The organism is Blastopirellula sp. SH421, assembly GCF_057808535.1.
In genome coordinates this window covers 283,714-308,304 of sequence record NZ_CM173712.1, presented here as the reverse complement: position 1 = coordinate 308,304, position 24,591 = coordinate 283,714, and the positions used below count along the sequence as shown (strand labels likewise).

Annotated in this window: 21 protein-coding genes; 11 read left to right on the top strand and 10 right to left on the bottom strand. The window is 56.5% G+C overall.

What is annotated here, in order from left to right:
- The first annotated feature begins 6 nt into the window (after positions 1 to 6).
- Complete coding sequence (locus SH421x_RS01255; RefSeq protein ID WP_488853487.1) at positions 7 to 1,020, top strand: YHYH protein; 1,014 nt, start codon at positions 7 to 9, stop codon at positions 1,018 to 1,020.
- A gap of 7 nt (positions 1,021 to 1,027) precedes the next feature.
- On the opposite strand, the gene SH421x_RS01250 is transcribed toward SH421x_RS01255, so the two are convergent.
- Positions 1,028 to 3,598, bottom strand: coding sequence for an MMPL family transporter (locus SH421x_RS01250; RefSeq protein ID WP_488853486.1), 2,571 nt, complete (start codon positions 3,596 to 3,598; stop codon positions 1,028 to 1,030).
- Between the two features lie 518 nt (positions 3,599 to 4,116).
- Here SH421x_RS01250 and SH421x_RS01245 point away from each other — a divergent pair.
- A complete protein-coding gene (locus SH421x_RS01245; protein WP_488853485.1) occupies positions 4,117 to 5,139 on the top strand; it encodes a DUF1559 family PulG-like putative transporter in 1,023 nt (340 codons plus the stop codon).
- A 142-nt stretch (positions 5,140 to 5,281) separates the two neighbouring features.
- Positions 5,282 to 5,725, top strand: a complete 444-nt coding sequence (locus tag SH421x_RS01240; protein WP_488853484.1) for a carboxypeptidase-like regulatory domain-containing protein — start codon at positions 5,282 to 5,284, stop codon at positions 5,723 to 5,725.
- 130 nt (positions 5,726 to 5,855) lie between these two features.
- Here SH421x_RS01240 and SH421x_RS01235 read toward each other — a convergent pair whose 3' ends face one another.
- Positions 5,856 to 7,541: a S41 family peptidase gene (locus SH421x_RS01235; RefSeq protein WP_488853483.1), complete on the bottom strand. Its 1,686-nt coding sequence runs from the start codon at positions 7,539 to 7,541 to the stop codon at positions 5,856 to 5,858.
- A gap of 495 nt (positions 7,542 to 8,036) precedes the next feature.
- Between SH421x_RS01235 and SH421x_RS01230 the strand changes: the two genes are divergently transcribed.
- From SH421x_RS01230 to SH421x_RS01195, 8 genes are all read left to right on the top strand, one after another.
- Positions 8,037 to 8,750, top strand: coding sequence for a carboxypeptidase-like regulatory domain-containing protein (locus tag SH421x_RS01230; protein WP_488853482.1), 714 nt, complete (start codon positions 8,037 to 8,039; stop codon positions 8,748 to 8,750).
- Between the two features lie 106 nt (positions 8,751 to 8,856).
- Complete coding sequence (locus SH421x_RS01225) at positions 8,857 to 10,659, top strand: MJ0042-type zinc finger domain-containing protein (RefSeq protein WP_488853481.1); 1,803 nt, start codon at positions 8,857 to 8,859, stop codon at positions 10,657 to 10,659.
- Between the two features lie 143 nt (positions 10,660 to 10,802).
- Positions 10,803 to 11,195, top strand: coding sequence for a zinc ribbon domain-containing protein (locus SH421x_RS01220; protein WP_488853480.1), 393 nt, complete (start codon positions 10,803 to 10,805; stop codon positions 11,193 to 11,195).
- Positions 11,196 to 11,317: 122 nt separating this feature from the next.
- Positions 11,318 to 12,022 (top strand): metallophosphoesterase, encoded by a 705-nt coding sequence (locus SH421x_RS01215; RefSeq protein ID WP_488853479.1) that lies wholly within the window; start codon positions 11,318 to 11,320, stop codon positions 12,020 to 12,022.
- A 253-nt stretch (positions 12,023 to 12,275) separates the two neighbouring features.
- Positions 12,276 to 14,420, top strand: a complete 2,145-nt coding sequence (locus SH421x_RS01210; protein ID WP_488853478.1) for a hypothetical protein — start codon at positions 12,276 to 12,278, stop codon at positions 14,418 to 14,420.
- 40 nt (positions 14,421 to 14,460) lie between these two features.
- Positions 14,461 to 15,051 carry an NfeD family protein gene (locus SH421x_RS01205; protein WP_488853477.1) on the top strand — a complete coding sequence of 197 codons (591 nt, stop codon included), beginning with the start codon at positions 14,461 to 14,463 and terminating at the stop codon, positions 15,049 to 15,051.
- Between the two features lie 74 nt (positions 15,052 to 15,125).
- Positions 15,126 to 16,157: a flotillin-like protein FloA gene (gene floA / locus SH421x_RS01200; protein ID WP_488853476.1), complete on the top strand. Its 1,032-nt coding sequence runs from the start codon at positions 15,126 to 15,128 to the stop codon at positions 16,155 to 16,157.
- A 21-nt stretch (positions 16,158 to 16,178) separates the two neighbouring features.
- Positions 16,179 to 16,823, top strand: a complete 645-nt coding sequence (locus SH421x_RS01195; protein WP_488853475.1) for a hypothetical protein — start codon at positions 16,179 to 16,181, stop codon at positions 16,821 to 16,823.
- On the opposite strand, the gene SH421x_RS01190 is transcribed toward SH421x_RS01195, so the two are convergent.
- The 8 genes from SH421x_RS01190 to SH421x_RS01155 all read right to left on the bottom strand — a co-directional run bounded on the left by SH421x_RS01190 (position 16,798) and on the right by SH421x_RS01155 (position 24,546).
- Positions 16,798 to 17,505, bottom strand: a complete 708-nt coding sequence (locus tag SH421x_RS01190) for a hypothetical protein (RefSeq protein ID WP_488853474.1) — start codon at positions 17,503 to 17,505, stop codon at positions 16,798 to 16,800. The two genes, SH421x_RS01195 and SH421x_RS01190, sit on opposite strands and share 26 nt — an antisense overlap.
- Positions 17,506 to 17,559: 54 nt before the next feature.
- The gene (locus SH421x_RS01185; RefSeq protein ID WP_488853473.1) at positions 17,560 to 18,627 is read right to left on the bottom strand and encodes a DUF1559 family PulG-like putative transporter; all 1,068 of its coding nucleotides are present in this window, start codon (positions 18,625 to 18,627) and stop codon (positions 17,560 to 17,562) included.
- Positions 18,614 to 19,723: a DUF1559 family PulG-like putative transporter gene (locus SH421x_RS01180; protein WP_488853472.1), complete on the bottom strand. Its 1,110-nt coding sequence runs from the start codon at positions 19,721 to 19,723 to the stop codon at positions 18,614 to 18,616. Before SH421x_RS01180 ends, SH421x_RS01185 begins: the two co-directional genes overlap by 14 nt.
- A gap of 12 nt (positions 19,724 to 19,735) precedes the next feature.
- Positions 19,736 to 20,479, bottom strand: coding sequence for a DUF1559 family PulG-like putative transporter (locus tag SH421x_RS01175; protein ID WP_488853471.1), 744 nt, complete (start codon positions 20,477 to 20,479; stop codon positions 19,736 to 19,738).
- A 39-nt stretch (positions 20,480 to 20,518) separates the two neighbouring features.
- The gene (locus tag SH421x_RS01170; RefSeq protein WP_488853470.1) at positions 20,519 to 20,836 is read right to left on the bottom strand and encodes a hypothetical protein; all 318 of its coding nucleotides are present in this window, start codon (positions 20,834 to 20,836) and stop codon (positions 20,519 to 20,521) included.
- A gap of 66 nt (positions 20,837 to 20,902) precedes the next feature.
- Complete coding sequence (locus SH421x_RS01165) at positions 20,903 to 21,541, bottom strand: hypothetical protein (RefSeq protein ID WP_488853469.1); 639 nt, start codon at positions 21,539 to 21,541, stop codon at positions 20,903 to 20,905.
- 156 nt (positions 21,542 to 21,697) lie between these two features.
- On the bottom strand, positions 21,698 to 23,761 hold the full coding sequence (locus SH421x_RS01160) for an FAD-dependent oxidoreductase (RefSeq protein WP_488853468.1): 2,064 nt from the start codon (positions 23,759 to 23,761) through the stop codon (positions 21,698 to 21,700).
- A 152-nt stretch (positions 23,762 to 23,913) separates the two neighbouring features.
- The gene (locus SH421x_RS01155) at positions 23,914 to 24,546 is read right to left on the bottom strand and encodes a 3-keto-disaccharide hydrolase (RefSeq protein WP_488853467.1); all 633 of its coding nucleotides are present in this window, start codon (positions 24,544 to 24,546) and stop codon (positions 23,914 to 23,916) included.
- Positions 24,547 to 24,591: the final 45 nt, after the last annotated feature.

Sequence of the window (24,591 nt, the reverse complement as noted above, 5' to 3'; positions counted from 1 at the left end):
AATCCGATGTCACGGAAACGCCTCCTGTTTGCCCTGTCGTTGGTTTGCCTGACTCTGATCACCGGGCTGGCGATTGCCCAGTTTGGCCCGCCGCTGCGTCATCATTTGGCGAAGCAGATGCGTCCGCTGCAGTTGGTTCCGGCAACCGAAGCGCCGATTGGGCCCACTCGTGTGCAGATCGAGATGGTTGGCCCCGATCGCGTGATCTCGGCCAATGGGATCCCGGATCACAAGACAGGTCAATTTCCTAACCGAGGCAATCCGCACCAAATCGAAGTCCAACGATACATCTATCGCGTCCCTGCTCAGCCAAAAGCGGCTGACCAGATCACGCCGCTGATCCGACAAAGCTTTGGCATTTGCATCAACGGCGTTCCCTTGGATCCCGGCGCCGCCGAATGGTATCAGGGCAACCCCGACGGCGGTTGGCAATACGAAGCGCTCTCTGGCGCCGTACCGCTGGGGATCGACGCGAATCACGCGCACGTACAGCCCAACGGCGCCTATCATTATCACGGACTGCCGAGCGACTTTCTGAAAGAGCTGAAAGTCAGTCGCAAAGCTCATTCGCCGATCATTGGCTGGGCCGCGGATGGTTTTCCGATTTATGCGTTGTATGGCTACCAAGACCCGCAAGACGCTGGCAGCGCGATCATCGAGCTTGATTCCAGCTACCAAACCAAAAAGGGATCACGTCCCGGCGGCGATCGCGGCCCCGGAGGAAAGTACGACGGCACATTCCTTGCCGACTACGAGTATGTCGCCGGCAAAGGTGGGTTGGATGAGTGCAATGGCCGCTTTGGCATCACGCCCGAGTACCCCGCAGGTACCTACGCTTACTTTTTGACGCAGCATTGGCCCGTCATCCCGCGTGCCTATCGCGGAACGCCGTCCGAGGACTTTCAGCGGGGACCAGGCCGCAGAGTCAACGGCCCTAACGGTAACAATCGCCGTCCAGAATCAAGAGGCCCCGCAGAGCGTGCTCCCGGCGGATCTGGATCTCCCCCTCCGCGCAGGTAACAGCAGACTAGGATGTCGGTTCATCTCGCCGCGTCCACAGCGTCAAGAAGCATGGCATCATCACCGTCCGCACGATAAACGTGTCGACCAAAATGCCGACGGTCAGTGAGAACCCAATTTCGCCGATCGCCAGCAGTTCGCCAAAGCACATCGCGACAAAGGTGCCGGCCATAATCACGCCGCAGCTAGAGATGATGCCGCCGGTATGCCGGATCGCCGATCGCAAGCCGGCGGCGGGACCCAGCCGGCGCTGCTCTTCAAAGACGCGCGTCGCCAAGTAGATGTTGTAGTCTTGGCCGACGGCGATCAGGATGACAAACAAAAACAACGGCGCCTTCCAGTCCAACCCCTGAAAGGTGTTCGGAAACATCGCGGCGAAGAACCACTCGGTCAGCCCTAGTGTCGCATAATAGCTAAGCAACACGGATGCGATCATGTACGCGCAGACGACCGGACGCCGCAGGATCAGCAGCAACACGGCGGCGACTCCCAGCACGACCAGCACTTCGATCCGCTGTGAATCGCTTTTGGTGACGCTGCGCAGGTCACGCACGCCGGCAGTTGTGCCGGAGATAAAAAACTGCGTCTCCTGCCAACCGCTGGATGCGTTAATGCGAAACTGGGCGAGCGTTTTTTCTACTTTTTCGACCGACGAAATCGCAGCGAGCGAAAACGGGTTTTCATCGACTACCACGCGAAACAAAGCTGCTTTGCCACGGAACTGCGGCGTTTGCGGCAGAAACTGTTCGCGGGTGCGGATATGGTTTTTCAGAAACAATTCTGAAGTCAGCACCGAGATGCGGCCTGGCTTGTTTCCCAGCGGATTTTCGCTGCTGTAGACTTTGACCACGCGCGGATCGGCGGCGAATAGTTGCGCGGTCAATTGCTCGATCACTTGGCCCCCGGCCTTCGACTCAAAGTCGCCGGAGTTGGTTTTCGCCATCACGACGATGGGGTTCGCCTGACCGATCGGAAAGAACCGCGCCAATTGCTTGGCGCCTTGTTTGGCGAGTCGATCATCAGGCAAGTCATTTAGCAGATCGTAGGAGACTTCGACCGCTTGTCCCGTAGTAATCCGCATCCAGATCGGCTTCCAAGCCGGGATCAGTAGTACGCTGACAGTCAGGATTAACAGCAAGCCGGGTCGCTGGCTGACGGCGGCGGCGACGAACTCCCAAAAGTTGGTGCGAGCGTCGTGCTGTCGAGCCTGAAGCGCATCGACCGACATCGGCCAGAACGTTTTGCGTCCCAGCGCTTTTAACAGCGCTGGGGCAAAGGTCAAACAAACGCCCAGCGTCACCAGCAAGCAGAGCGCGATCGCTGGGCCGCTATTCCGAAACTTGCCGAAGTCGGCGAAGAACATCATCCCTAGCCCCACGATCGTCGTCAGCGCGCTGCCGCAAATCGCATCGGCCGTACCGTGCAGCGCTTTGACGACCGCTTCACCAGGATCGCCGCAGGCGGTTAATTCTTCCTTGTAACGCGAAATCAAAAATAGACAAAAGTCGGTGCCCGCGCCAAACAAGATCACCACGATAAAAATCTTGGAAGTTTTAAAGACCTCAAAATCCCACCAGCCGAAGCCCGGCAATTGATCGACCAGCGTCAACGCCGCAACCAACCAGGTGGCGACGCAAAGCGAGATGGCGATCGACAGCAGCGGCGCCATCGCCAATAGAGGCGCGCGATAGACGATCAGCAGAATGAGGATCACCAGGGCAATCGTGTAAAACTCGGTGCTGGCGATACTCTCTTTGGCGGCCAGCAGCATATCCCCGCCGATCGCAGCGCTGCCGGTGACGCCGATTTCAAGTTGCGTATCGCCGGCAGCGCGAATCTCGGCGCGCAGGCGATTGATTAGCTTTTCTATCTGCTCGACGATCCGGATGTTGTCGGTGGCCGCCAACTCGTTGGTCAGTTGCAACACGATCAGCCCCGCTTTTTGCTCAGGGTCGACCAGCATGTTGCCCACCACTTCGGTATGCCGCGTCCAAACGTCGAACAATTTCCAATCCGGTGCATCCACCGGCAACATCGCCGCCGTTTCGGTTTGCAATTGGGGATCGAGCGCGATCGCCTGCGCTTTCTGCTGTTGGTCGTCCGCGTCATTGCCTTGCAGCTTGGCGAGCGTCGCCAGATTCCACAGCGGCGCCGCCGCGTTGTAATCGAGCAGTTCAGCTTCGGTCAGCGCGGCCTCGGCTCGAGCCAGCAACTTGGTTCGCTGGTCGCCGGTCGCCGCTTCGGCCTGGGTAAGCCACTCGATTCCTTGGGCGTTTTGAAACGGAGAAGCGAGTCGATCGATCGCTCGCCATTGGTCGTCGCTGAGTGGTTGCTCGTCACGCCGCGAAGCGATTATCACAATCTGGCTCTTCGCTTTCCGGTCAGGAAACGCGGCAGCCAGTTGAGATTCGGCGATTACCGAGGGCGAAGAAGCAGGCAAGTAGGCGAAATCGCCGTCCAGCGTCACATCGTCCCAGTGAGGAGGTGCGATCACTGCGCACACCGCCAGCGCGATCCAAACCGCGATGATCAGGATCCAGCGGCGGGCAATTAGCTGGCCAAGTCGCTCGAATATCAAAGCAAAGCTGGGGAAAAAGGGGGAGCTGGCGTAGTTTGCGATTTTAACTCTTGCGCAATTTAGCCTGAATAGCGAGGAAATGCCAACCCGTACCCGACCGACGCATTGACTGACAACACGAACGACGGGCGCGGGATTGCTAGGAGATAGCTCCCAGCGCTGCTATCGGCTTCCGCCATCAATCGCAAATCAGTTGCGCGTAAAACCTGCGAAAACCAGGAGCTTGCTGCATCGATAGATCGCGATCATGAAGAAGCCGAGAAGAAATCACCAATCTTTCTATCGCGCCGGCAGGCTTTGTTGACGCTCGATTCTGTACACGATATACCGACATTACTGGCACGAAGAGCGGCCACGCCCCTGCCTTTCGAAGGGGTGCAACAAATGCGTATTTGCTGCTTTTACAGCAACCCTTGCTCCCAGAACTGGCGTTTGCAGAGCGGGTGGTATTTTCACAACCAAGGCGTTTTCTTGGTGGCGTTTTCTTGGTCCGATTCACTTGATCGAAGAGACTTTTCATGCACGCTTGCAGCAAGATACGTTCGCGCCAAAAGCAAGACGGTTTTACGCTGGTCGAATTGTTGGTCGTCATCGCCATTATCGGCGTGTTGATCGCTTTGCTGCTGCCGGCAGTCCAGCAAGCGCGTGAAGCGGCGCGACGCATGACCTGTCAAAACAATCTGAAGCAGTTGGGGCTGTCGCTGCATAACTATCACGACACCCTCAAGACGCTACCGACCAACGGTTACAACGATACCCACGCCAAAGGCCGCAACATCACGGTATTGACCGGACTGCTCCCGTATATTGAACAAAACGCGCTCTTCGATCAGCTGGATATGACAACCTCGAATCTGACGACCTATGTCGTCGATGATGGTTTAGAATTAGGGAAGCATCTCATTCCGGCGTACCTGTGTCCCAGCGATCCGGATGTCATAGTCCCCGATCCCACTCATGGATATGCCCGGACGAGTTACGCGCCCAGCATTGGCGCCCATCAGTTGGGTTCAGGCGCAGGTTGCAACCTGTTAACGACGACCGGCGCGTATCCGACAGGGATGGGACTCGATACCAACAACGATGGCGAAGATCCTTTTAATCGTGGGAACCTTCGGTCAGATTATGGAAATTTGTCGGTTTCTGGACCGTTTGGCCGCGGCAAGAGATCGATGTATACGTCCCGCTTGCGTGACCAGACCGACGGAACTTCGAATACGATCATGATGGGCGAAATTCGGCTGTCTTGTAACAAGTTCACCCCTTGGGGATGGGCGTGGCCCGAATCGCTTTGGTACGCGACGACGGCGCCGATCAATCTGCCGACTTGTCCGGGCCATCCTAAGTATGGCACCAATTCGTGCTACTCAAACGCCTCAAATAATTACAACGCGATCTTCGGCTTCAAATCGCTGCATCCCGGCGGTTGCCAATTTGTCTTTGGAGATGGGTCGGTTCATTTTATCACGGAAACGCTCGATCGGCTCACGTACGCCCAACTTGGCGACAAATCGGACGGCTATGTGACTCAAGGCTACTGACCGGCTAATCATTTCGCTGGTCCGTGGAACTCCTCAAACTGCGTCAATCGCAACGCAGCGATTCGCACTGACTTTGCAATCCTAACGGGCTTCCCTCTTGAAGTACTGGAGCTGTTTCGCAATGCGTAGGATAAGCGTTCTCGTGGTTCAGATGATCCTCTGCACTACGCTCACCGGCTGCGGAAATGACAACTTGCCAGTGACCTTCGCCGTCACTGGCGCTGTTCAATATAAAGGTCGACCGGTCGAAGGTGCTGCGGTCACTCTCGTACCTCACGAAGCGAGTGGTCGCTCCGCCAGCGGCACGACCGACTTGGAAGGCAAATTCCAAGTTTCCACCTATCTCTCGTCTAACCAGCAGCCCCCAGGAGCACTGCCAGGCGAGTATGTAGTGATCGTTAGCAAGCAGGAAGTTCATCAGCTTCCAGCAGGGCTTTCGCCCCATGAAGAGCAAGCAGCATTCGACAAGTTGGGGCCCCCGACGAACCTGCTGCCCAAGAAGTACGCCAGTCCAAGCACTTCGCCGTTCAAAGTCGAGATTACCGATTCGGCGCCGGAACCGCTCGAACTGAAGCTCGAGGGTTAGTTTCGCGATCGCATCGATCAAATCCTGAATCGGCGCTATTGTTCGCAGCGATTCCATGAAAAACGCCAGGATAGTATTCACTATCCTGGCGTTGAGTATTCGCAGTCAGGGGGAGAAACGTCGGCAGCAACTATCGTTGCCCAATCGCTCGGTTCGAGATCTGGGCCGGTTGCAGTTGAACCAGGGCTGCTTCGAGCCCAGCGTCTAGTGCCGCATCGGTCTTTGATTCTAGGATGGTCGTGCCGCCGATCGGCTTGGCGACTTTGCGAACAATTACGTCCGGCGTCACGCCGCGATCAGCAATTGCTTGGCCGCTGGGGGAGAAAAACTTGGCCGTGGTCAGACGCAAGCCAGCGTTAGCGACCCCCAGCGGAAAGATCCCCTGGACCGAGCCTTTGCCGTAGCTGCGTTGGCCGACGATGGTTCCACGCTGATTGTCATGGATCGCTCCGGCCAGAATCTCGCTGGCGCTGGCCGAGTTAGCGTCGATCAGCACGACCAGCGGCATCCGCCAGGTGCCGGCTTGATGCGCGGTATAGTCAAAATCTTCGCCGGCGCTGCGACCGCGCGTCGACACGATCGTGCCGTGATCGAGAAATAGATCGGCGATTTCGACCGACGAGGTGAGCAAGCCGCCGGGATTGCCTCGCAAATCAATCACCAACGCCTGCATCCCCTGGCGATGCAAATTCCATAATGCGGCAGTCAGATCACGCGTGGTCGTTTTCTGGAAACTGGCGATTCGTAGGTAGGCGACGCCAGCTGCGGGTTCGATCATTTTTACGATGTCGACACTCGGAACTTCAATCCGATCGCGCGTCACCACCACGTCGCGCGTTTGGTTGTTCGCATCGGCAATCGTCATGATGATTGAACTGCCGATCAAACCTTTTAGCATGTCGGCCGCTTTTTCGCTTCCCAAATCGCCGATCGTGCTTCCTTCGACCGCAACGATCCGCTCACCATCCAATATGCCGGCTTTGGCGGCGGGGCTACCCGGAATCGAACGGACGATTAACAGCGCGTCATCTTGCGTTTTCAGTTCGATCCCAACGCCGACAAAGTTGCCTTCGATCTGCGAATATACTTCGTTCAGTTGATCCGGCGTCAAAAAGCAAGAGTAGGTGTCAAGCGAACCAGCAGCGCCGCAAATAAATTCCAACACGACGGCAGTCGCCGGCATACCGCTGGCGTTCTGTGCGGCTTGTCCCGCTTGCAGCGCCAACGCACGCAGATCGAAGCGATTTTGGACACGATCGATTTGCGCCGTCTGCCACAGTTGACGACGAAGTTCCGCAATCTGCTCTTCGCTCAACCCTTGCAGGTTGACCTGACGAAACGTGCGATCAAACAGCGCGGCGTCCAACTGCAACATACCGCGGTAGGCCAAATCTGACCAACGCGGCGAATCGACATAGTTAGACTGAATCTTGGTCAGCAGGTCGTCATACAATGACAATGCTTGATCGGCCGGCAGATTTCGCATCCCGCCGACAAAGCTGCGATCGGCGTAACGACGCGAGACGTCATACCGACGACGAACGGTGTCGACCTTCTCTTTGAGTGGAGCCACTCCAGGGAAGGCTCGTACCGCATCTTCAAAATGCGTGAGCGCCTCGGCCCAACGACCATCTTTTTCTAGCAGTTCGCCAGCGGCGATTAGTTGCGCAATTTCGCTCTGATCCAAGACGGCTTCGTCTGGGATCTTGACTTGAGCCAAAGCAACGTGGGGCGCAGCGAGCGAAACAAGTATTAGCGTCAGCAAGAAGGCGCCGGGTAAGCGGAAGGCCGATCTTGGCGTAGTCCATCGCAACATTCGAGAATCCATCGTGTTTTGGGGCCAATCGCCCGGCGAGGCGATCTGGGGAAATCGCCGCTTGCGCGACGTTAACCGACCTAAGATTTGGGCCCTGAGTCTCGACCCGCGAAAGCTTAGGTCACGATTTCGCCCTGGTCAAAAAAACCGACAAGAATCCGAGCGGATTTATTCGGCATAATCAGCACCAGCTGAACTCAGCGTTCAGGTGGTGACGCTTGCCGCCGTTCTCGGCGATAGTCACGAATGGTCGGTTGCGCATCCTGGCGCAGCGGTACGTCTTGAACCGATCCTAGAAAGGGCTTTGCTCCCAGCTTTGTCATCATACGCGAAACATGAGGAAATCGTTCGGATCTTCGCGAAAAATCGGCGAATAGCACCGCTGACAGCAGCGCCAGCAGGATACGCGGCAGATTGCCCCCGGCAGACCGGTGCGCTACTGTTAATATCAGGTAAGTCCGCTGTTTCCCCCGCCAACGCACTCTCACCACCAATATGGCCTTTCAAGTCCTCCTTATTTTGCTGCTCGGAGCAGCGGCCGGCGCCGCGACGCTCTATCTCCCCCGGCTTAGCCTCAGCCCGCGGATCTCGCTGCGCGCATTGCTGCTGTTGATTGCAGTCCTCAGCTTGCCGCTGGCCTACCTCACGCATTGGCGCTACTACGACCGCGCCCAACTCGGCTGGCTCCAGGTCGATTCGACCCAAGCTCAACGATTGCTGGGAGATGTCGAGATCGCCGCCGACGCCGAGACTCCAACCGCCGCCTATACCGCGAACTATGTCGATGTCCGGCGTCTTTATCAGCAAGCCGAATCCGAGGTTGCTCCCAATGCCCCGCTTCAAGTCGATTTTGACAACGACCGGGTAATGATCCAGTGCGAAGATCCCCTTCAATTGCAAGCGCTCGTCTCTGCAATGAAACAGGCCGATCGTCGCAGTCCTGACCAATTTGTGATTCGCGGAATCGTTGTCGATCGTGACGGATCACCGATCGCGGGGGCCGCCATCGACTTAATCGGCCCTTGGTCGGTTGAAAATTTCTTTCGGACTCGCGCGGACGGCAGCTTCTCGATGCCCGTCAATGCACCCGAAGGAGACGGTTATGCGCTGCAAATCCGCGCAGACCAGAATCATCCGATTTTATCGACTCCGTTTTCACTGGACGAAATGGAGCGCGAACGGATTGCACGCGTGCTTCTTCCGCGGTAGAGAGGATTAGTGCTTGCAGGGGAGGCTCTGTCGAACGAAAATCGAGGTATCCATCCATGTCGATGATTCCTCGTCACATCCGACTCCCTGCCAGCATGAGCCGTCTGTGAGTTTTATTGCCGCTTGTCCGCACTGCCAGGCGAAGTTCGCCGCGCAAGATCATCTTGTCGGCAAAAACGTGCGCTGTCCGAAATGTAAAGTCCCGTTTCGCATCGGCGATGTCGTCGTCCAGGCAAAAAAGAAAGCGCAAGCCGAGCGGGATAAAACTCGGAAAATTAAACAAGAGCTGGACGAAGATTTGCCGGTCGCACGACCTGCCAAACCAGCTGCGCAATCCCCGGCAAAACCCGCCGCGCAGCCCCCCGCAAAACAGGCCGCCAAGCCCGACTCTTTAAAGTCGAGCTCTTCTCCCCCCGCGTCTACTCCTCTTTCCCCAACGCCGGCGCGCTCGTGGAAGGAGATTGCCGCCCCCGAGAAACCACTCGATTCGCCACCAGCCGCCGCTGCCTCCCCTTCAACTTCAGCTGCGCCCGCTTCACCACCCAAGCCAGAGTCTAAACCTCCCGCGCCTGCTTTGCCGGCCGCCCAAGCGGCTCCAGTATCTACGTCCCAACCGGTACCGGCCCAACCAACTCAACCTTCGCCCCCTGCACCAACCGCGCCGCCGCACTCGACTCCTCCACCGGAGCAGCCGATCGTCTTGCATCCAACGATCACCGCAGCCTGGGAAATTTTACCGCCGATCATTTTGACCACGGCCAAACATCAAGCCGCAGCACTCCCCCCCAGGACTGTGACTGCGGCTGCGGCTGCTCCGACGCCATCGCCGCAAGTGGCCGGCAATGTGGTAATGCCGGTTTGGGACGATGACTTGGATGACTCGCTGCTGGATCAACCACCCAGCGATGCAGACCTGTCGGCGCGCGTTTATACGCCGCCAACCCGCGAGAGCGCAGCGCCGTCACCGCTTCAGCCGCCGACCAAACCGGTCGAAGAGGTGATCGAACTCGGCTTCGAAGATTTGGTGATCGAGCGGATGGACGAGGAAGTCGTCGAACTCTCGGATGATGATTTTATTGACGAAGCGCCGGTGCTAGCGCCGGTTAAGTCGTCCGCTTCCTCGAAATCGCTCGCCGATGATCTTCCACCTGAGATCATTTCAGATGTTGAAGTCATTGAGGAAGCGCCGCGTGGTTCGTCCTCTGGTCGGTCGCTCAACCTGGGGCCGACCGCTTCAGCCCAACCGGCGGCAGCGCCGGTCCGACCGCTGGGCGGCATCTCTGCTTTTGACTCGAATCCGCAATGGAAGCTGCTCGTGTTCGGCGGCGGCGGAGGCTTGGCGCTCGTCTTACTGTTTGTCGCAGTCTTCATCGCACTCAGCGGCTCTCGCGAATTTGAACCAAGCAATTCGTTTACTCCTACGTCGGGCCCGATTCGTAAATTCGTCGATCCCAGCGGTCGCATCAGCGCTCGCTTTCCACTCCCTTATGCCGATGTACCGGCTACCAATCGCGCTGGCGTCGTCGTCCGTGGCGCACAGTTGGTCGGCAAATCCGAAATTTTCAGTCTCTACTACTCGGATTCGATTCCGGTCGCCAAACCTCCGGCAGGCGCCAAACCGCTTGCGGAACATTGGCAAGCTTTTGAACAGCCGGAACTAGCCGATCCGAGCCCCGCGATTACGTCGATTCGTCGGCATATGCTGGGAAACCATTATGCCGTCGAATACCATCTGGCGACCGATATCCAGCGCGATCAGCCAGGCGAAACCCGCGTACTGCTCCTCTTCATTCAACAACGGATGTTTTTGCTGATCTGGTCAGGAGAAGTTTATCGCGACGGGGTAGACGACTTTTTTGATTCTTTTACTGTCGACGATTTGAAATTTGGCGAACCCCGCAAACCATAAACGACGGCATCCCTCTGCAAGCCGATATTGCGGTCGATCCAACTCGACGGAAGAATAAGAGAGTTGACCTAGCGGGCCCTTAAATTTGTCATCCCGCGTTTTCCGCTTCTCCCCCTTATTCCTCTTTCGAAAGGATCGCTGCGATGCCGCTCGTTGCGACCTGTTCGAACTGCCACACCTCTTTTGAGACCAAGGATCGCTTGGTCGACAAAATGGTGCGATGTCCGAAATGTGGTGAAGTCACGCAGATCTCGTCTGGCGCAGCGACGCCGGGCGCAAAAACGTTTCGCGGCGCTCCTCCCCTGTCACGCAATCTGGGGGACGATGTAGAAATTCCGGTCAAAGACCCCTTGGCCGATCGCGCCGCACAAGGCATTGCGCGACGTAAAACTCGGCGACGAGCGATCTTCTGGTCGTCTCTGGCAGTGTTCCTGGTGATGATCTGTATCGGAATTGCGATTGCCTACAAAGAATTGCGGACGATCGAATTGCCGACTCCACGCACCGGGGACAAAGCCATTCCCGCGGCAGAGTAAAATTTTTTCGCCCTCTGCCGGCTACCAGCGTATAAAAGAAACAGGGCGAGATCCGCCTATTGAAATTCGGCTAACCTCCCACCCTTCGGCCCCCGTCGAGCTTCGCCAGGAACTACGCAGCCGTGCATTATTTCGTTTCTGACCTGCATCTCTTTTCCGCACGCTCCAATGCGTCGCAATACGAGGAGGCGTTCAACAAGCGTGCCTCCACCGGCTCGACGTTCGTCTTGGGGGGAGACATCTTCGACTTCGACTGGTCGACGCTCCCCTCGGTCGAAGCGACGGTTGACGCGGCGATCGGCTGGCTGCACCGTTTTGTCACGGCGCATCCCGATTGCCAATTTCACTATCTGCTAGGAAATCATGATTGTCTCCCGTTGTTCGTCAATCGACTCGACGAGCTCTCCGCTTCTCTCTCGAACCTGGCGTGGGAACCCTTTTATTTGCGAATCGGCGACGTGCTAATGCTGCACGGCGATGTCGCCAATCGTCACATGGACGCCGCCGGCCTGATTGCCGCTCGGGCAACCAAAAAAGAGCCGCGCTGCCGGCCCGCCTATCATCACCAGCTTTACAGCCTGGCGGTCAAAGCTCGTTTGCACAAAGCGATTAGCGTCGCGATCAATCCCAAACGTCTCGTGGCGCGGCGGATCCTCTCGTATCTAGAATCAGTCGGTCACGGCGTCGAAAGTGGACTGACTGACGTCTATTTTGGCCACACCCATGTCCTGATGCAGCGTTACGTCTATCAAGGGGTCCAGTTCCACAATGGGGGTGCGACGATGCCTGGCCTTAAATTTCAGATTCTGGATGTGAATCTGGTCTGAGCGGAGCTGGCTGGCCCCGATCTTTCGCAGCCAAAATCCCCGGGATCTGCTTGAACTTCGCCGCCGCCCCGGTTCTCCTATTTTCGCAGCTTGCAACGATTGCGACAGGTTTGTTGGCCAGCGAATTGCAACGTTCTATAATTCGGTAGCTGAATTATCGGCAAGCTGAAGAGTCTGGCGACGAACTCTTTTTGGCGAGTTCAATTTTTGAGCTCGGCAACTGCGGAGCGAAACCACCTTCCGGAAACTCTCGATGCACCTACGAGCCCCCAGTCAGCGACCTCTGCTTTCGATCTTGCTTGTCTTGGTCGCTGGCCTGTGGTGCAGTCCGGTGCGTGCTCAGGAAGAGACGCCGCGGCAAGCGGCGCGCGTTCGCGTTTCGTTGCCGATCGCCGGTTCGTCCGACGTCGCGATTCAACAAAGCATCGAGCGCGCCTTGCAAGCGCTGCCGATGGTCGAGCCGCGCCCGGTGCTGATCTTAGAAATTCGACCTGGCCGCGGCGGTTCGGCCGACGCGAGCCAATTTGAGCGCTGTCTCGCACTGGCCCGTTTTTTGACTTCGACTGAAATGAGTCGCGTGCGCACTGTCGCCTACCTTCCTGAGTCGGTCACCGGACATGCGGTCCTGCTGCCGCTGGCCTGCGAACAAATCATCATGGCTCCAGAGGCGCAGCTCGGTGACGCCGGCATCCAAGAGAAGTCGATCTCGGAGACGATGAAAAAAGCTTACGAAGAGATCGCCGGCTTTCGGAACTCGCTTCCCCCAGCGATGGCGCTTAGCATGCTTGATCGTGCGACGCAGCTCTTTCGCGTCAACGATCGGCAGTTTGTCACGGGTGAGAAATATGAGGCGATGAAAAAAGCGGGTGAAGTCGCCAAGAGCGAAAAGATTGTCTCCGCCGGCGAACTAGCCATCTTCACCGGACGCGATCTCCGTCTGAAGTACCAACTGATCAGCCATCTGGCCGATTCGCGACAGCAATTGGCGCAGCAGTTGGAAGTGCCTGACGTCGATCTGCAGCTTGACTATTCGCTAGAACGTGATTGGAAAGCGACGCAAGTCAAACTAAGCGGCGGGGTCACCAACAATCAAGTTCAACAGCTGATGCGGATGATTCAAAGTGAAGTCAGCGACAAGGTGAATCTGGTGCTGGTCGAGATCGATTCGCCCGGCGGCGATCCGGTGGCGATCGAATCGCTGATGAACTTTTTGCTGAAGCAACCAGCCGCAGTCCGGACGGTGGCGTTGATCAAGCAACGCGCCGCCGGCAATGCGGCGATTGTCGCGTTTGCATGTGATGAAATTGTGGTTGCAACCGACGCGATTATCGGCGGCGCCGGCGCCTATCAATACAGCGAACAAGGAACAATCGACGTTCGCAACTTTCTGATTCAAGTTGGCGAAAAGAAGCAACGGCGCTGGTCGGCCTGGGCCGCGATGTGCGATCCGCAGTTGGAAGTCGCCAACTATCGTCACAAGCAATCAGGGCTCACCGCTCTCTTCTGCGCTGAAGAATTGCAACAGCAAATTGCTCCTGATCAATGGGAGCAGACCGATGTGCTGACGATTCCGGGACAACCGCTCGAGCTGACCGGCGGTCAGGCTTTTGACTTGCGCCTGGCCGACGCGATCGCCGCTGATGCGACTGACGTCGCGCGACGCTATGGCGTGACCGGCGAGATCTCGACTCCGATCCGGACCTGGGCGCATCAATTGATTGACGCGCTGGCCCATCCTGGCTTGGCTTGGTTCTTTATGTTCATCGGCATCTCGGCACTAATCATGGAGATGCAGGCGCCCGGCATCGGTATCTTCGGCTTTATGTCGGCGATCTGTTTTGGGTTTTACTTTTGGAGCCAGTTTCTGAGCGGAACGGCCGGGTGGTTGGAAGTGCTGCTGTTTGTCGGCGGTCTCGGCTTTGTCGCGATCGAGATTTTTGTGCTGCCAGGCTTTGGCATTTTTGGCCTCGGTGGTGGCGCGATGATCTTGGGGTCGATCGTCTTGGCCAGTCAAACCTTTATTTGGCCCCAGACCGACTATCAACTTGCTCAGGTTCCTTACTCGCTAGCCAACATCTTTATCGTGATTGCAGGGATGGTCGCGGCATTAATGTTCGCTAAACATATTGTGCCGCATATCCCCTACTTACGTGATACGATGTTGCAACCGCCGGACGAAGAATCAGCGGAAGAACAAAATCGTCGTGAAATGATCGTCGACCTGTCCCACTTGGTGGGACAAACCGGCGTGGCGCAATCGCAACTGGTTCCCGGCGGCAAGGCGAAATTTGGCCGTGAACTGGTCAATGTCACCTGCGAATCTGGTTTTGCACCGCGCGGCGCCGAATTGGTCGCACTGTCGGCACGCGGAAACTATCTCCTGGTACGGCTGAAATAACCGCAAAGCGGATCGCGCTAAAATTTGCAGGAAAACAACGATGCCGCCGATTTATTTTGCGCTGATCCTGATGGCGATCGCTTTGGCGCTGATTTTTTTTGAGTTCCTGCTTCCCTCGGCAGGCATTTTGGGGATTCTTGCCTTTTTAACCATGCTCGGCTCGATCGGTTGGGCCTATTACTACTGCGGCCTGGCGACCGGAACCCTGTTCCTGGGAGCCGCGGTGATCGCGATGCCGGTGATCTTTGGATTAGCAGTCAAGTTTTGGCCGCATACCCCGATTGGTAAGCTCGTGCTGCTGAATACGCCTGCCAATACAGAAGAAGAAGAGGCCGAAAAACAGCATTTCGCCCAACTGATCGGCAAACTGGGGATTGCAACTTGCCCGCTACTGCCAGGCGGATACGCCGATATTGAGGGAGAAAGCTGGAACGTGGTCAGCGAATCGGGCGCCATCGAGTCCGGCGAACAGGTCGAAGTGGTCGAAGTCGACGGGACCCGGATTGTGGTGGTGCGAGCCGAAGATCAATCGGTTAGCCCCCCCGCGACCGCCGACGATTCGGCCGAAAATGCCTTCACACAGTCGCTCGAGTCGCTCGGAATTGACTCGCTAGAGGACCCATTCGCTTGACTTGCGCTATCCCACCAGATTAAACAAGAGATCGGATAGATGCCCCGACGTTCGCGCCTGAGAAGGAAAACCCAATGCTATTCGCCGATTTAATGACCAATCTACTCATCTTTGGGATGCTTGTCGGCGTCGTTCTGTTTCTGATCTTTTTCGGCGTGGTGGCCTTTTATTTTCGGCTTTGGATTCAGTCGATCTGGACCGGCGCCGGCGTCGGAATGTGGGACTTGATCGGCATGTCGTTTCGCAAAGTCAATTGCAAAACGATCGTTCGCAGCAAAATCATGGCCGTGCAAGCCGGCCTGGGTGAAAACACCGGCATCACCAGCAAAGCGCTGGAAGCTCACTTCTTAGCAGGCGGCAACGTGCCGCTGGTGATTCGCGCGTTGATCGCCGCTAACAAAGCTAAAACGATTCAACTCACCTTCCGCGAAGCAACCGCGATTGACCTCGCCGGACGCGACGTTCTGGAAGCGGTGCAAACCAGCGTTTATCCTAAAGTGATCGACTGTCCGCCGCGCGGCTCGGCTCGGCCGTCGCTAGACGCCGTCGCCAAAGACGGTATTCAGCTGAAGGTAAAAGCCCGCGTCACCGTTCGCGCCAACCTGCAAAAACTGATCGGCGGCGCCACCGAAGAAACGATCATCGGCCGCGTCGGCGAAGGCATCGTCAGCGCGATCGGTTCGGCCGAAACCCACTCGATCGTGCTCGAAAATCCCGACATGATTTCTAAGACCGTGCTCGCACGGCGCTTGGACCATAACACGGCGTTCGAGATTGTCTCGATCGATATCGCCGATATCGACGTCGGTGAAAACATCGGAGCCCGGCTAAGCGCCGACCAGGCCGAAGCCGACACCCGCGTCGCACGTGCTCGCGCCGAAGGCAAACGCGCCATGGCGGTCGCCGCCGAACGCGAGAACATGGCCGAAATCGAAAACGCCAAAGCAGTGCTGGTCGAAGCCGAAGCCGAAGTGCCGCTGGCGATGGCCGAAGCGTTTCAGTCAGGCCGACTGGGCATCATGGATTATTACTCACTACGCAACGTCCAAGCAGATACCGACATGCGTAAATCGATTGCGATCTCCGGTTCCAATCCAACCAAGTAATATCGGACAAGGTGGATGGACATGTTTCAGCTTCCGCTGCTGTTGGGCGTCGATCTCGACGTGATCGTAAAGATTGCAGTCGTGCTGTTGTTTCTGGTGGGGCCTGCCATCCTCAAGATGTTTGGCGGCAACACCACGCAACGCGATAGCGGTCAGACTCCAGAGGCTCCTCCTCCGCCGAAGCCGCCGCGCAAACCCCGCACACAACAAGGGGGCAACGATCTCGAATCGGAAATCGCCGACTTCTTGCAGCGCGCCAATCGAGACAAACAGGGCGAAGCGGCGCCGCGTGATTATTCACAGCGCGAAACACAGCCGGCTTACGCTTCCGAGCGAGAGATGGTCCAGGCCGAAATCGTCCGACCGCTTCCCCCGATCTCGGCACATGACCAACTTCCCAGTCATCAGGTCGAGACCCCCAAAGAGGCTCTCCCTTCGCACGGCGACGCCTATACCGACGAAGTCGAAACCTATCTGCAAGCGGCCCGCGAACCAGCCCGCGAGCCCGAGGCGTTCAACTACGATCTCGGCGACATGGAAGAAGAGGAAGGCAAACGCCAATCGGCCACCGCCGCCGCCGAACTGGCCGCGATGTTCCGCAACCCCAGCGACATGCGCAAGGTGATCATCTTAAACGAGATTATGAATCGTCCGGTTCGCTGGTAGACGGCCGCTCTGGCGTAGCAGTTTTATCACTCTCCGCAGAGAACGAATCGTCGAGCGCGACGACGCTTCCGTCGGCGGTCACGCCCCATGATGTTTGATTGTTGGGAGCAATCTGTCGTAGGCGAATCGGCGACGTTTTGTTTTCCGTCGGATCGTACCAATAGTTCTCATCGAGACCGGCGGCCAGGTCAGCCATTCCTAGATCAGCGGCTGCCGTCGCGAGTCCTGCTCGGCTAGCCGGTGGCTTTCCGTTGTGCTGCGATTGGTAGTACTTCAGCACGATGCTCCACAACTTGATCTCTTCTTCGCGCCGGAGGGCGAGCACCTCGGGACTCTCGACTTTGGCGGCTGCCTCGTCGCTCAATTGATAGGTTAGGCCATCGGGCTTCCAAGCCCCCGGCGTCATTAACTCGCGAGCGCCGCTGATCATCGTCAGCACGATCACAAACAACAGCCCCCACAGCATCGTGATTCCGGCAGCGCCGCGAAACGAGAGCTTGGGCAGAAAAGTAAAGTCACGCCGCAGCCAATTCCAAGCGCCCCAAATCACCAGCGACGAGAGGACGATCAACAGCAGAAAAAACGAGATCGCCTGAAACCGCAGCGACGTCGGATCTGACAACACTACCATCGGCATGCCGCCGAACAACGCGAACGCCAAGTCGAGAGAAAGGCTGTGCATGAGATTGATCGAATATTGGAGTGATAAGAAGAATTGAAATACGCACTCGTTCATTCACCAGGCGTCAGACGGAACTTGCTCGCCGCCGGCTGGCGTCGCTAATTGCCGCAGGACTTTGGGATCGACGCTGGTTGAGATTTTTCGCACTGAACCATCCAACAAACCAAACATAACATCGTCTCTCCACTGCGATCCAAATCCGCCAGGTACGTTCAAACCCAGCCCCGGATCACGATCACGCAGCGGCTGCCCCCAAGCAGGAAACTGGTCGTTGATCTCGCCGAAGAATATCGTATTGGACGCGCCGTCTTTGATATCTTTAAACTGTGTTGTGCGCTGCGATCCGATTAGATGCTGATTGGCGGCGTAGTGCGTCACAGGTTTTCCGTGAGCGTCTTCTTCGATGGCGACCCCGGGACGCATCAAGACCATCAAGTTCTCGTGGAAGACTTGACCTTGGGCGGAATCATCCCATGGCTTACTGAAATCAATTTGATCGTAAAGACTCATCTGCTCCAGCTGCGGCAACATGATCGTAATCCAATTGTGCAGCGGGCGACCGACGGGCGAGAACGTACTTTGTGGCAGTTTTTGCTTTGTCAACTCAAAGCTGATCGCCGCCAAGCCGATTTGCTTTATATTGTTTTGAGATTGCGATCGCAGCGCCTCGGCGTGACCGAATTGAGGCATCGCAAGCGAAATCCCCGGCTTATGCGCCAGCCAAGTCACCTGATGCGTTACGCCGATCAGGCCAATCCCGGCGGTCACCAGCGCCAACAAGCCGAACATGATTTTTAATGTCGCTGGAAACGGCCAAGTCACCGGCGCCGCAACTTCCTCAGTCTCTGGGCGATTTAGGTGCTGCGCCAGCCAGACGCATAACATGTGAAGTCCGATCATCAAGATGAAGACTCCCAGCACCCAAAAAGAGACCGTCTCTCGATCAAGCGACACCCGCAAGACGTGGTTCCATATGTACGGCGCCCAACCGAAGGCGAGCAGCACCATAAACTGCCAACTGCCGGTGCAGGTCAACAGCAGAAAAAGGGCGATACAACCGAGGTTGATCAACCAGCGCTGGGCCTCTCTTCGCTTCATGCTCTGCGCACTAATATCGCTCATGATCGGGCTCCCTACCGGCCGGGGTGCTGAGTGCTTTTAGCACGGCGGGATCGATGTCATTACGAAGAAATTGGACTGAACCATCGGCAAAGGTGAACTGGGCGCCTCCTTCAAACGGAGAGCCAAACCCATCCGAAGTTTGATTGATGCCGTCGGCCGGATCGCGCCAATTAGTTGGTTCGCCCCACGCGGGGATCTGGGTCACTACTTCTCCGTAGAGAATCGTATTTGAGGTTCCGTCCGTCATATCGACAAACTTGGTCGTTAACTGCGGACCGATCAGATGCTGGTTCGCCGCATAGTGGGCCGGCGCTGGCTGATCTGCTGGCGGCTGTTGACGAATGCCGCGATTCTCGACGACGCCCAATCGCGTCTCAAACGCCTGACCTTGCGCGGGATGATCCCAGGGCTTATCGAGATCGATCGAGTCATAGAGTTTCTCTAGCTCCATATACGGCAACAGCATCGTGATCCAGCTATGCAAAGGCCGACCATGGGTCGAGAACGTGCTTTGGGGGAATTGAGCAAACGTATCGTGATAGTTGTGGCTCGCAAAACCGAGTTGCTTCAGGTTGTAGCTGGAAGAAGAGCGAAGATGCGCCGTCCAATTGCTTTTCAGCAGCGGCTCTGGCGATGTCGCCACCCAGTAGGTCTGTTGCAAGACGCCGGTCAGCGCGAGCCCGCTGATAAACATCGCGTGAACCACCAGCACCAATAGCACAGTCCAGCCAAATCGCCACTTCGCAATGGCGCCACCGGCTTCCCCTGCTTGTTCCGACGACTGACGCTGGCGAGCTTGCACTAGCCGCGTACCAACCCACTGACCGCCGATCAGCAGCAACACGACGCCGACCAACCAGATCGCAAATTGCTCTCCGCCGGGCCGCATCTGCGGGACGTTGTGAACCAAAAACATGATCCAGCCCAACGCCAGCGTGAACGGCCCTTCGATCAGCCAAGCCAAACCGCCAGTTGCTGGAAACAGACAAAAGCCCAGCATGCCGAGGATGGCGGCAAAGATCCAGCAGCCCCATGAGCGCTTCTCCGTGAACTCAGGCGCCGGCTGATAGTTTGACTTAGGTGCGTCGCTGGTCATGCTGTGCCTTTGTTACCAGTCTGCGCTATTAAGCTCTTCACCGCCTGCCGGCGTACTGAGCGCTTTTAACACTGTGGGGTCAATGTCGTTGGTGAGAAACCGGACCGAACCATCGACAAATGTAAATTGAGCGCCGCCGCGAAACGGCGAGCCAAATCCGTCCGGCCGCCGATTGATGCCGACGCCTAGATCGCGCCAATTGACCGGATCGCCCCACGCCGGAATCTGCTGGTTCACTTCACCAAAAAACAGCGTATTGGAAGTGCCGTCCGTGATGCTAGAAAACTTCGTCTCTAACTGCGGAGCAATCACATGCTGATTCGCGGCGTAATGCGCCGGCGCCGGTTGATCGTCAGGCGGCTCATCCCGAATGCCAGGATTCTCTAGCTCTCGGATTCGCGTAGCGAACGTCGCTTGCTGGGATGGATCGTTCCAGGGCTTTTGTAGGTCGATCTGATCATACAAATAGCTCTGCTCCAATTGCGGTAGCAAATGCGTGATCCAGCTTTGCTGGGGTTGGCCCAGTGACGAGAAGGTGCTTTGCGAAAATTGTCGATTGATATCCAAATAATTGTGGGCGGCTAGGCCCAGGTTCCTTAAATTATTGCTGGACTGCACACGACGCGACGCTTCCGCATGGCCGTACATACTGGGAATCGTCCATGGCTCCTGAGTGATACAGTACGCCTGATTGAAAGCGCCAGCCATTCCCATGGGACCCCCAATCATGGCGTGCAGCGTGAGCACCGCGGCCATGGTCCAGCGAAACCGCCAGACGCGAAAATTCCCTTCTACCTAAAGTCTTCCCGTTTGGTCGCCGGAATACCATCGACTCATTCCGATCTGCAAGCCGACCAGCAACATCACAACGCATGCCAGCCAAAGCAGCAGCGGCGCGGTGCTGGTCTCCATCTGCAGCATGTTCTGCGACAGAAAAGGAATCCAGCCCAATAGCAGCATCATTGGTAAGTAGAACGCATCCACTGAGGGACAGATCAAGATAATTGAAACAACGATCGCGATGCCTAGCAGCAACCAACCGCGCAGCGTCATGCCGGTGTCAGACGGTTGCGGCTCAGGGCCGGGATTATAGTCGCGAATCCAGATCGACAATGTAGGGCTCTCCTCCGCAGTTGGCTGCCGCTGTTGTGGTATGCGGCGCCCCTGCTTCGTAGCGTACTACGACTTGAACAAACTGGGAAGCGATTGGCGCAGGTTGGGATCCTCGAGATAGACTTGAATCTGCTTGGCAACCTTCGCAGGACTCGAAGAGAAGTGAATCGGCGAGATCGACAACATTTGGCTAACCGGGGCGGCGTCGGTCGGTAAACCGTTTTTCGAGATGCGCCAGACGGTTCCCTTTAGCACCAAACCGCCCCACAAGCCATGTTGGTAGTCGTATTCCGTAATTCTATCGATTGCCTCAACGCTACGCATTTGATCCCACGGAATGAGCCCGAATCGAAATCGACTTAGCGGCATCAGCCTGAACAACCATCGTGATCGTACATTCGCGGCCCGCAAATCCACTTTCATTCCTTCCTGCCCTAGAAAGATCGCGGGCGTTTGCCGCAGAAAACAAATCCGCCAACTGATCGCTGTTAAACCAAAAACAAACAGTAGCAATGGCCAGACGCCGGGCAGTTGCAACAACTGCTCCGCTACCAACGCTTCAGTCTGCAATTCCACCACTAGTAGCACCATACCAGCAACCACTAGCAGCATCGTAAGCATGCATGCCGGCAACGCGAATAGCGACGCGTCCGAGCCAAATGAGACCAGTCGTAATTTAGTCGTAGATTCAGACTGATTTGACATCGCGACGCTTCCTCTGTCCTCTGAACAACTCAGTTCACGATAAGGTTCTTCGTCGCCCAAGTTTGATCATTGGTGCAAAACGAGATCACAAAACTAAAGCCGCGCGAGATCACTCGACGCGGCTTTGTTGATTGTTTGCTTTTGAAGTTTCAGCGTTTACTTTACCGGCACAAACGAGACTGCATCCGCGATCACATAGCCATCGGCGCCGTCGTTGGTGATCGTCACCGTCGTTTCGCCGTCGAGATCAAACTGGCCGATCGACGTGAAGGCCTTGTCAAGTTTCGGCTCTTTACGTTGGTTCAGCTTGGCTGGGTGCGACTTGTCGCCTGACTCGATCAACACCGCGACGTTGCTGGCCCGATTGGGATTGGGCGAATAGGCGACGCGGACGTCATAGCGGCCCGGCTTCAACTTGGTGGTAAACGCGATCGACGCTTTGGATTTTGCGGCGACATCGTTAAAGCGATAACCGCTGCCAACGTACGGCTGCACCACGCTGCTTTCGCCCCACGTGCCGATGGTCTGCGCGTCGACGTCGTCGACCACGGTGCCGGGCAAGTCTTTGGCTTGTAGCACTACGGTCGAACGTTTCGGTTGGCGAGCCATCTCCAGCACCTGACCGTCCGCCAAGAGTCGCTCGCTCAACTCGTCATACTTCACGTCTTGCACAGCCATGTCGCCTTCGATCGCTTGCACGGCGGCCGTTGCGGCCGATTGCCCCAGGATCATGAAAACCGGCTCCATGCGGATCGAACCGTAGGCGATATGCGAAGACGAAACGCAAACCGGCACCAGCAAATTTTCGCACTCGTCCCGCTTGGGTACGATCGAGAGATAGCTGATTGGGTAGGCGCCGCCGGGGCTGACTTGAATATCCCCTTCGTTGCGGACGTTCCCTTTGTCGTCGACGTAACGCTGCGTGTTGTGTGAGTCCATATTGTAGGAGCCAAGCCCGATCGACTCAGGAGTCGGTTTCTGCGCTGTCAGATACTGTTCGGACATGACAAAGTCCCCAACCATCCGGCGTGCTTCACGAATGTAAAGCTGATGCGGCCAGTTGTGGTTGTCCACAAACTCGTCTTTCGACAGGCCCCACTTCTGCATCTTGGTTTGAATGTCGGCCGGTACGCTCGGGTCGTTCGACAGAAAGTAGAGCAGACCAATCTGATAGTCTTCGTGCTCTTGAATGATTTCTTTGCGGCGCTCGTACGATGCTTCGGGATAGTCGTAGTTCATCCCGATGTTATCGAACGAAAAACCACCGTGATTGTTGACGTCGGTTTTCCAGTTGGGCGCCGGGTCAAACTTGTTGAAGACCCCTTTCCAACCGCCGGCCAAATAGCGGGCCAGCAGCGCGTAGTCGTGCGGGTCGTAGCCTTCTGGCTTCGGAAAGGGAACCATGTTCTCCTTGGCGGTGGTCAAGCAAGTGCGAAAGCAATAGGCTTGCAACTTCTTGTCTCCCTCACCGTCGACGCCAGGCGGATCGGCCGAGATCTTGGGCAACAAACCGCTGCTGGGATCTCCCTTCACCACATACGGATCGACCGGGTATTCAAACTGATGCGATCTAGCACGAGCCGTTTGCACTCCGTCCATGGTTTCGTCATAGACCGAATTCGCTTCACGGCCGACGAAGTACGAGACGCCTGCGGCCGCCATCAAGTCGCCTTCGTAGGTCGTGTCCATAAAGACCTTGCCGCTGTAGGTCTTGCCATCCAGAGTTTTGATCGAGACGATCTTACCATCTTTCATGACGACGCCGTTTTCACGATCGAGCCACGCGTCGCGGACGACCGGGATCTTGTACTCGGCGACCAGGTCTTCAAAGATTTGTTCGGCGACATGCGGTTCAAAGACCCACATCGCGTCTTCATTTTTGTTGTAGCGGCTGTATTGTTCTGGCTTCTGCTGACGCCAAGCAGACGGATCGTCGTAATGCTTCCGAACGCGTTGATAGAACTCACGCGAGATCCCGCCGATCGCCGCTTTGTTGCCGCTGTCGGTCCAACCTAGCCCACCGCTGGTCAGTCCGCCCAGGTGCTTGTCTGGCGAAACGACAACTACCGACTTGCCCATTCGCTTAACTTGCACAGCTGCAGCAATCGCCGCTGAAGTGCCGCCGTAGATGACAACGTCATAACTGGCTTCGGCTGCCGATAGCCGAGCCGAATAGCAGGTCGCCAACAGCATGGCGAAAACCGAAAACGAACGAATCACGCGAAAGACTCCAGAAAGACCGGCTTGGGGGCGGATTATTTAGACTTCTACCATTGTAAGTCGAACGCAACCGCAAAGAAACCGCTTAGTTTTGACAAAAAAAGCCGCCAGCATGGTGCTGACGGCTTCTAGAAAGTGGGGATCGCCGCACCTTAGGGCAGGCGTTTTACACGAATGTCTTTGTAATAGACCGTGCTACCGGGGTCATGCGCTTGCAGCGCAAAGGTACCTTCGCCAAAGACGCGGGTAAAATCGTCGCCCGCTTTGGCGTCGGCCGGTTCGGCGTACTCATTGACCAGCTTGCCATCGATGTACAACTTGACCGTCTTGTCTTTGACTTCGATCGTGTAGTCAAAGTACTTGTCATCTCCAGCGGGAGCTTCCAGCACGTCTTTGACGGCGTACAGACTCGCGGTTTTTCGCGGGTCCGAGTTGTAGCTGTTGTTCACTTGGCATTCAAAACCATGCTTGGGCCAGTTTTCGTCCTGGTACTTGGTATGAATGTAAACGCCGCCGTTGCTGTTGTTCTTGGTCATCACTTTGAGATTCAAAACGAAGTTCTTGAACGGCTTTTCTTTGCCGACATAGAACAAATGGCTACGGCTGCCGTTGGCGACAAACGCGCCATCTTTGACGCTCCAAGCTTTCTCGTTCTCATTGATCTTCCAACCATCAATGCTCTTGCCGTCGGTCAGCGAGATCCAGCCCTTGTCGTCATCTGCAGCGTGGGCCGAAACAGCCGTCAGGGCCAAAAACAAAAAGCTAAATAGAGTCAATCGCTTCATTCGCTACTCCAATATCCAGTGAAGGTCCCGGGGGGGATATCTGGT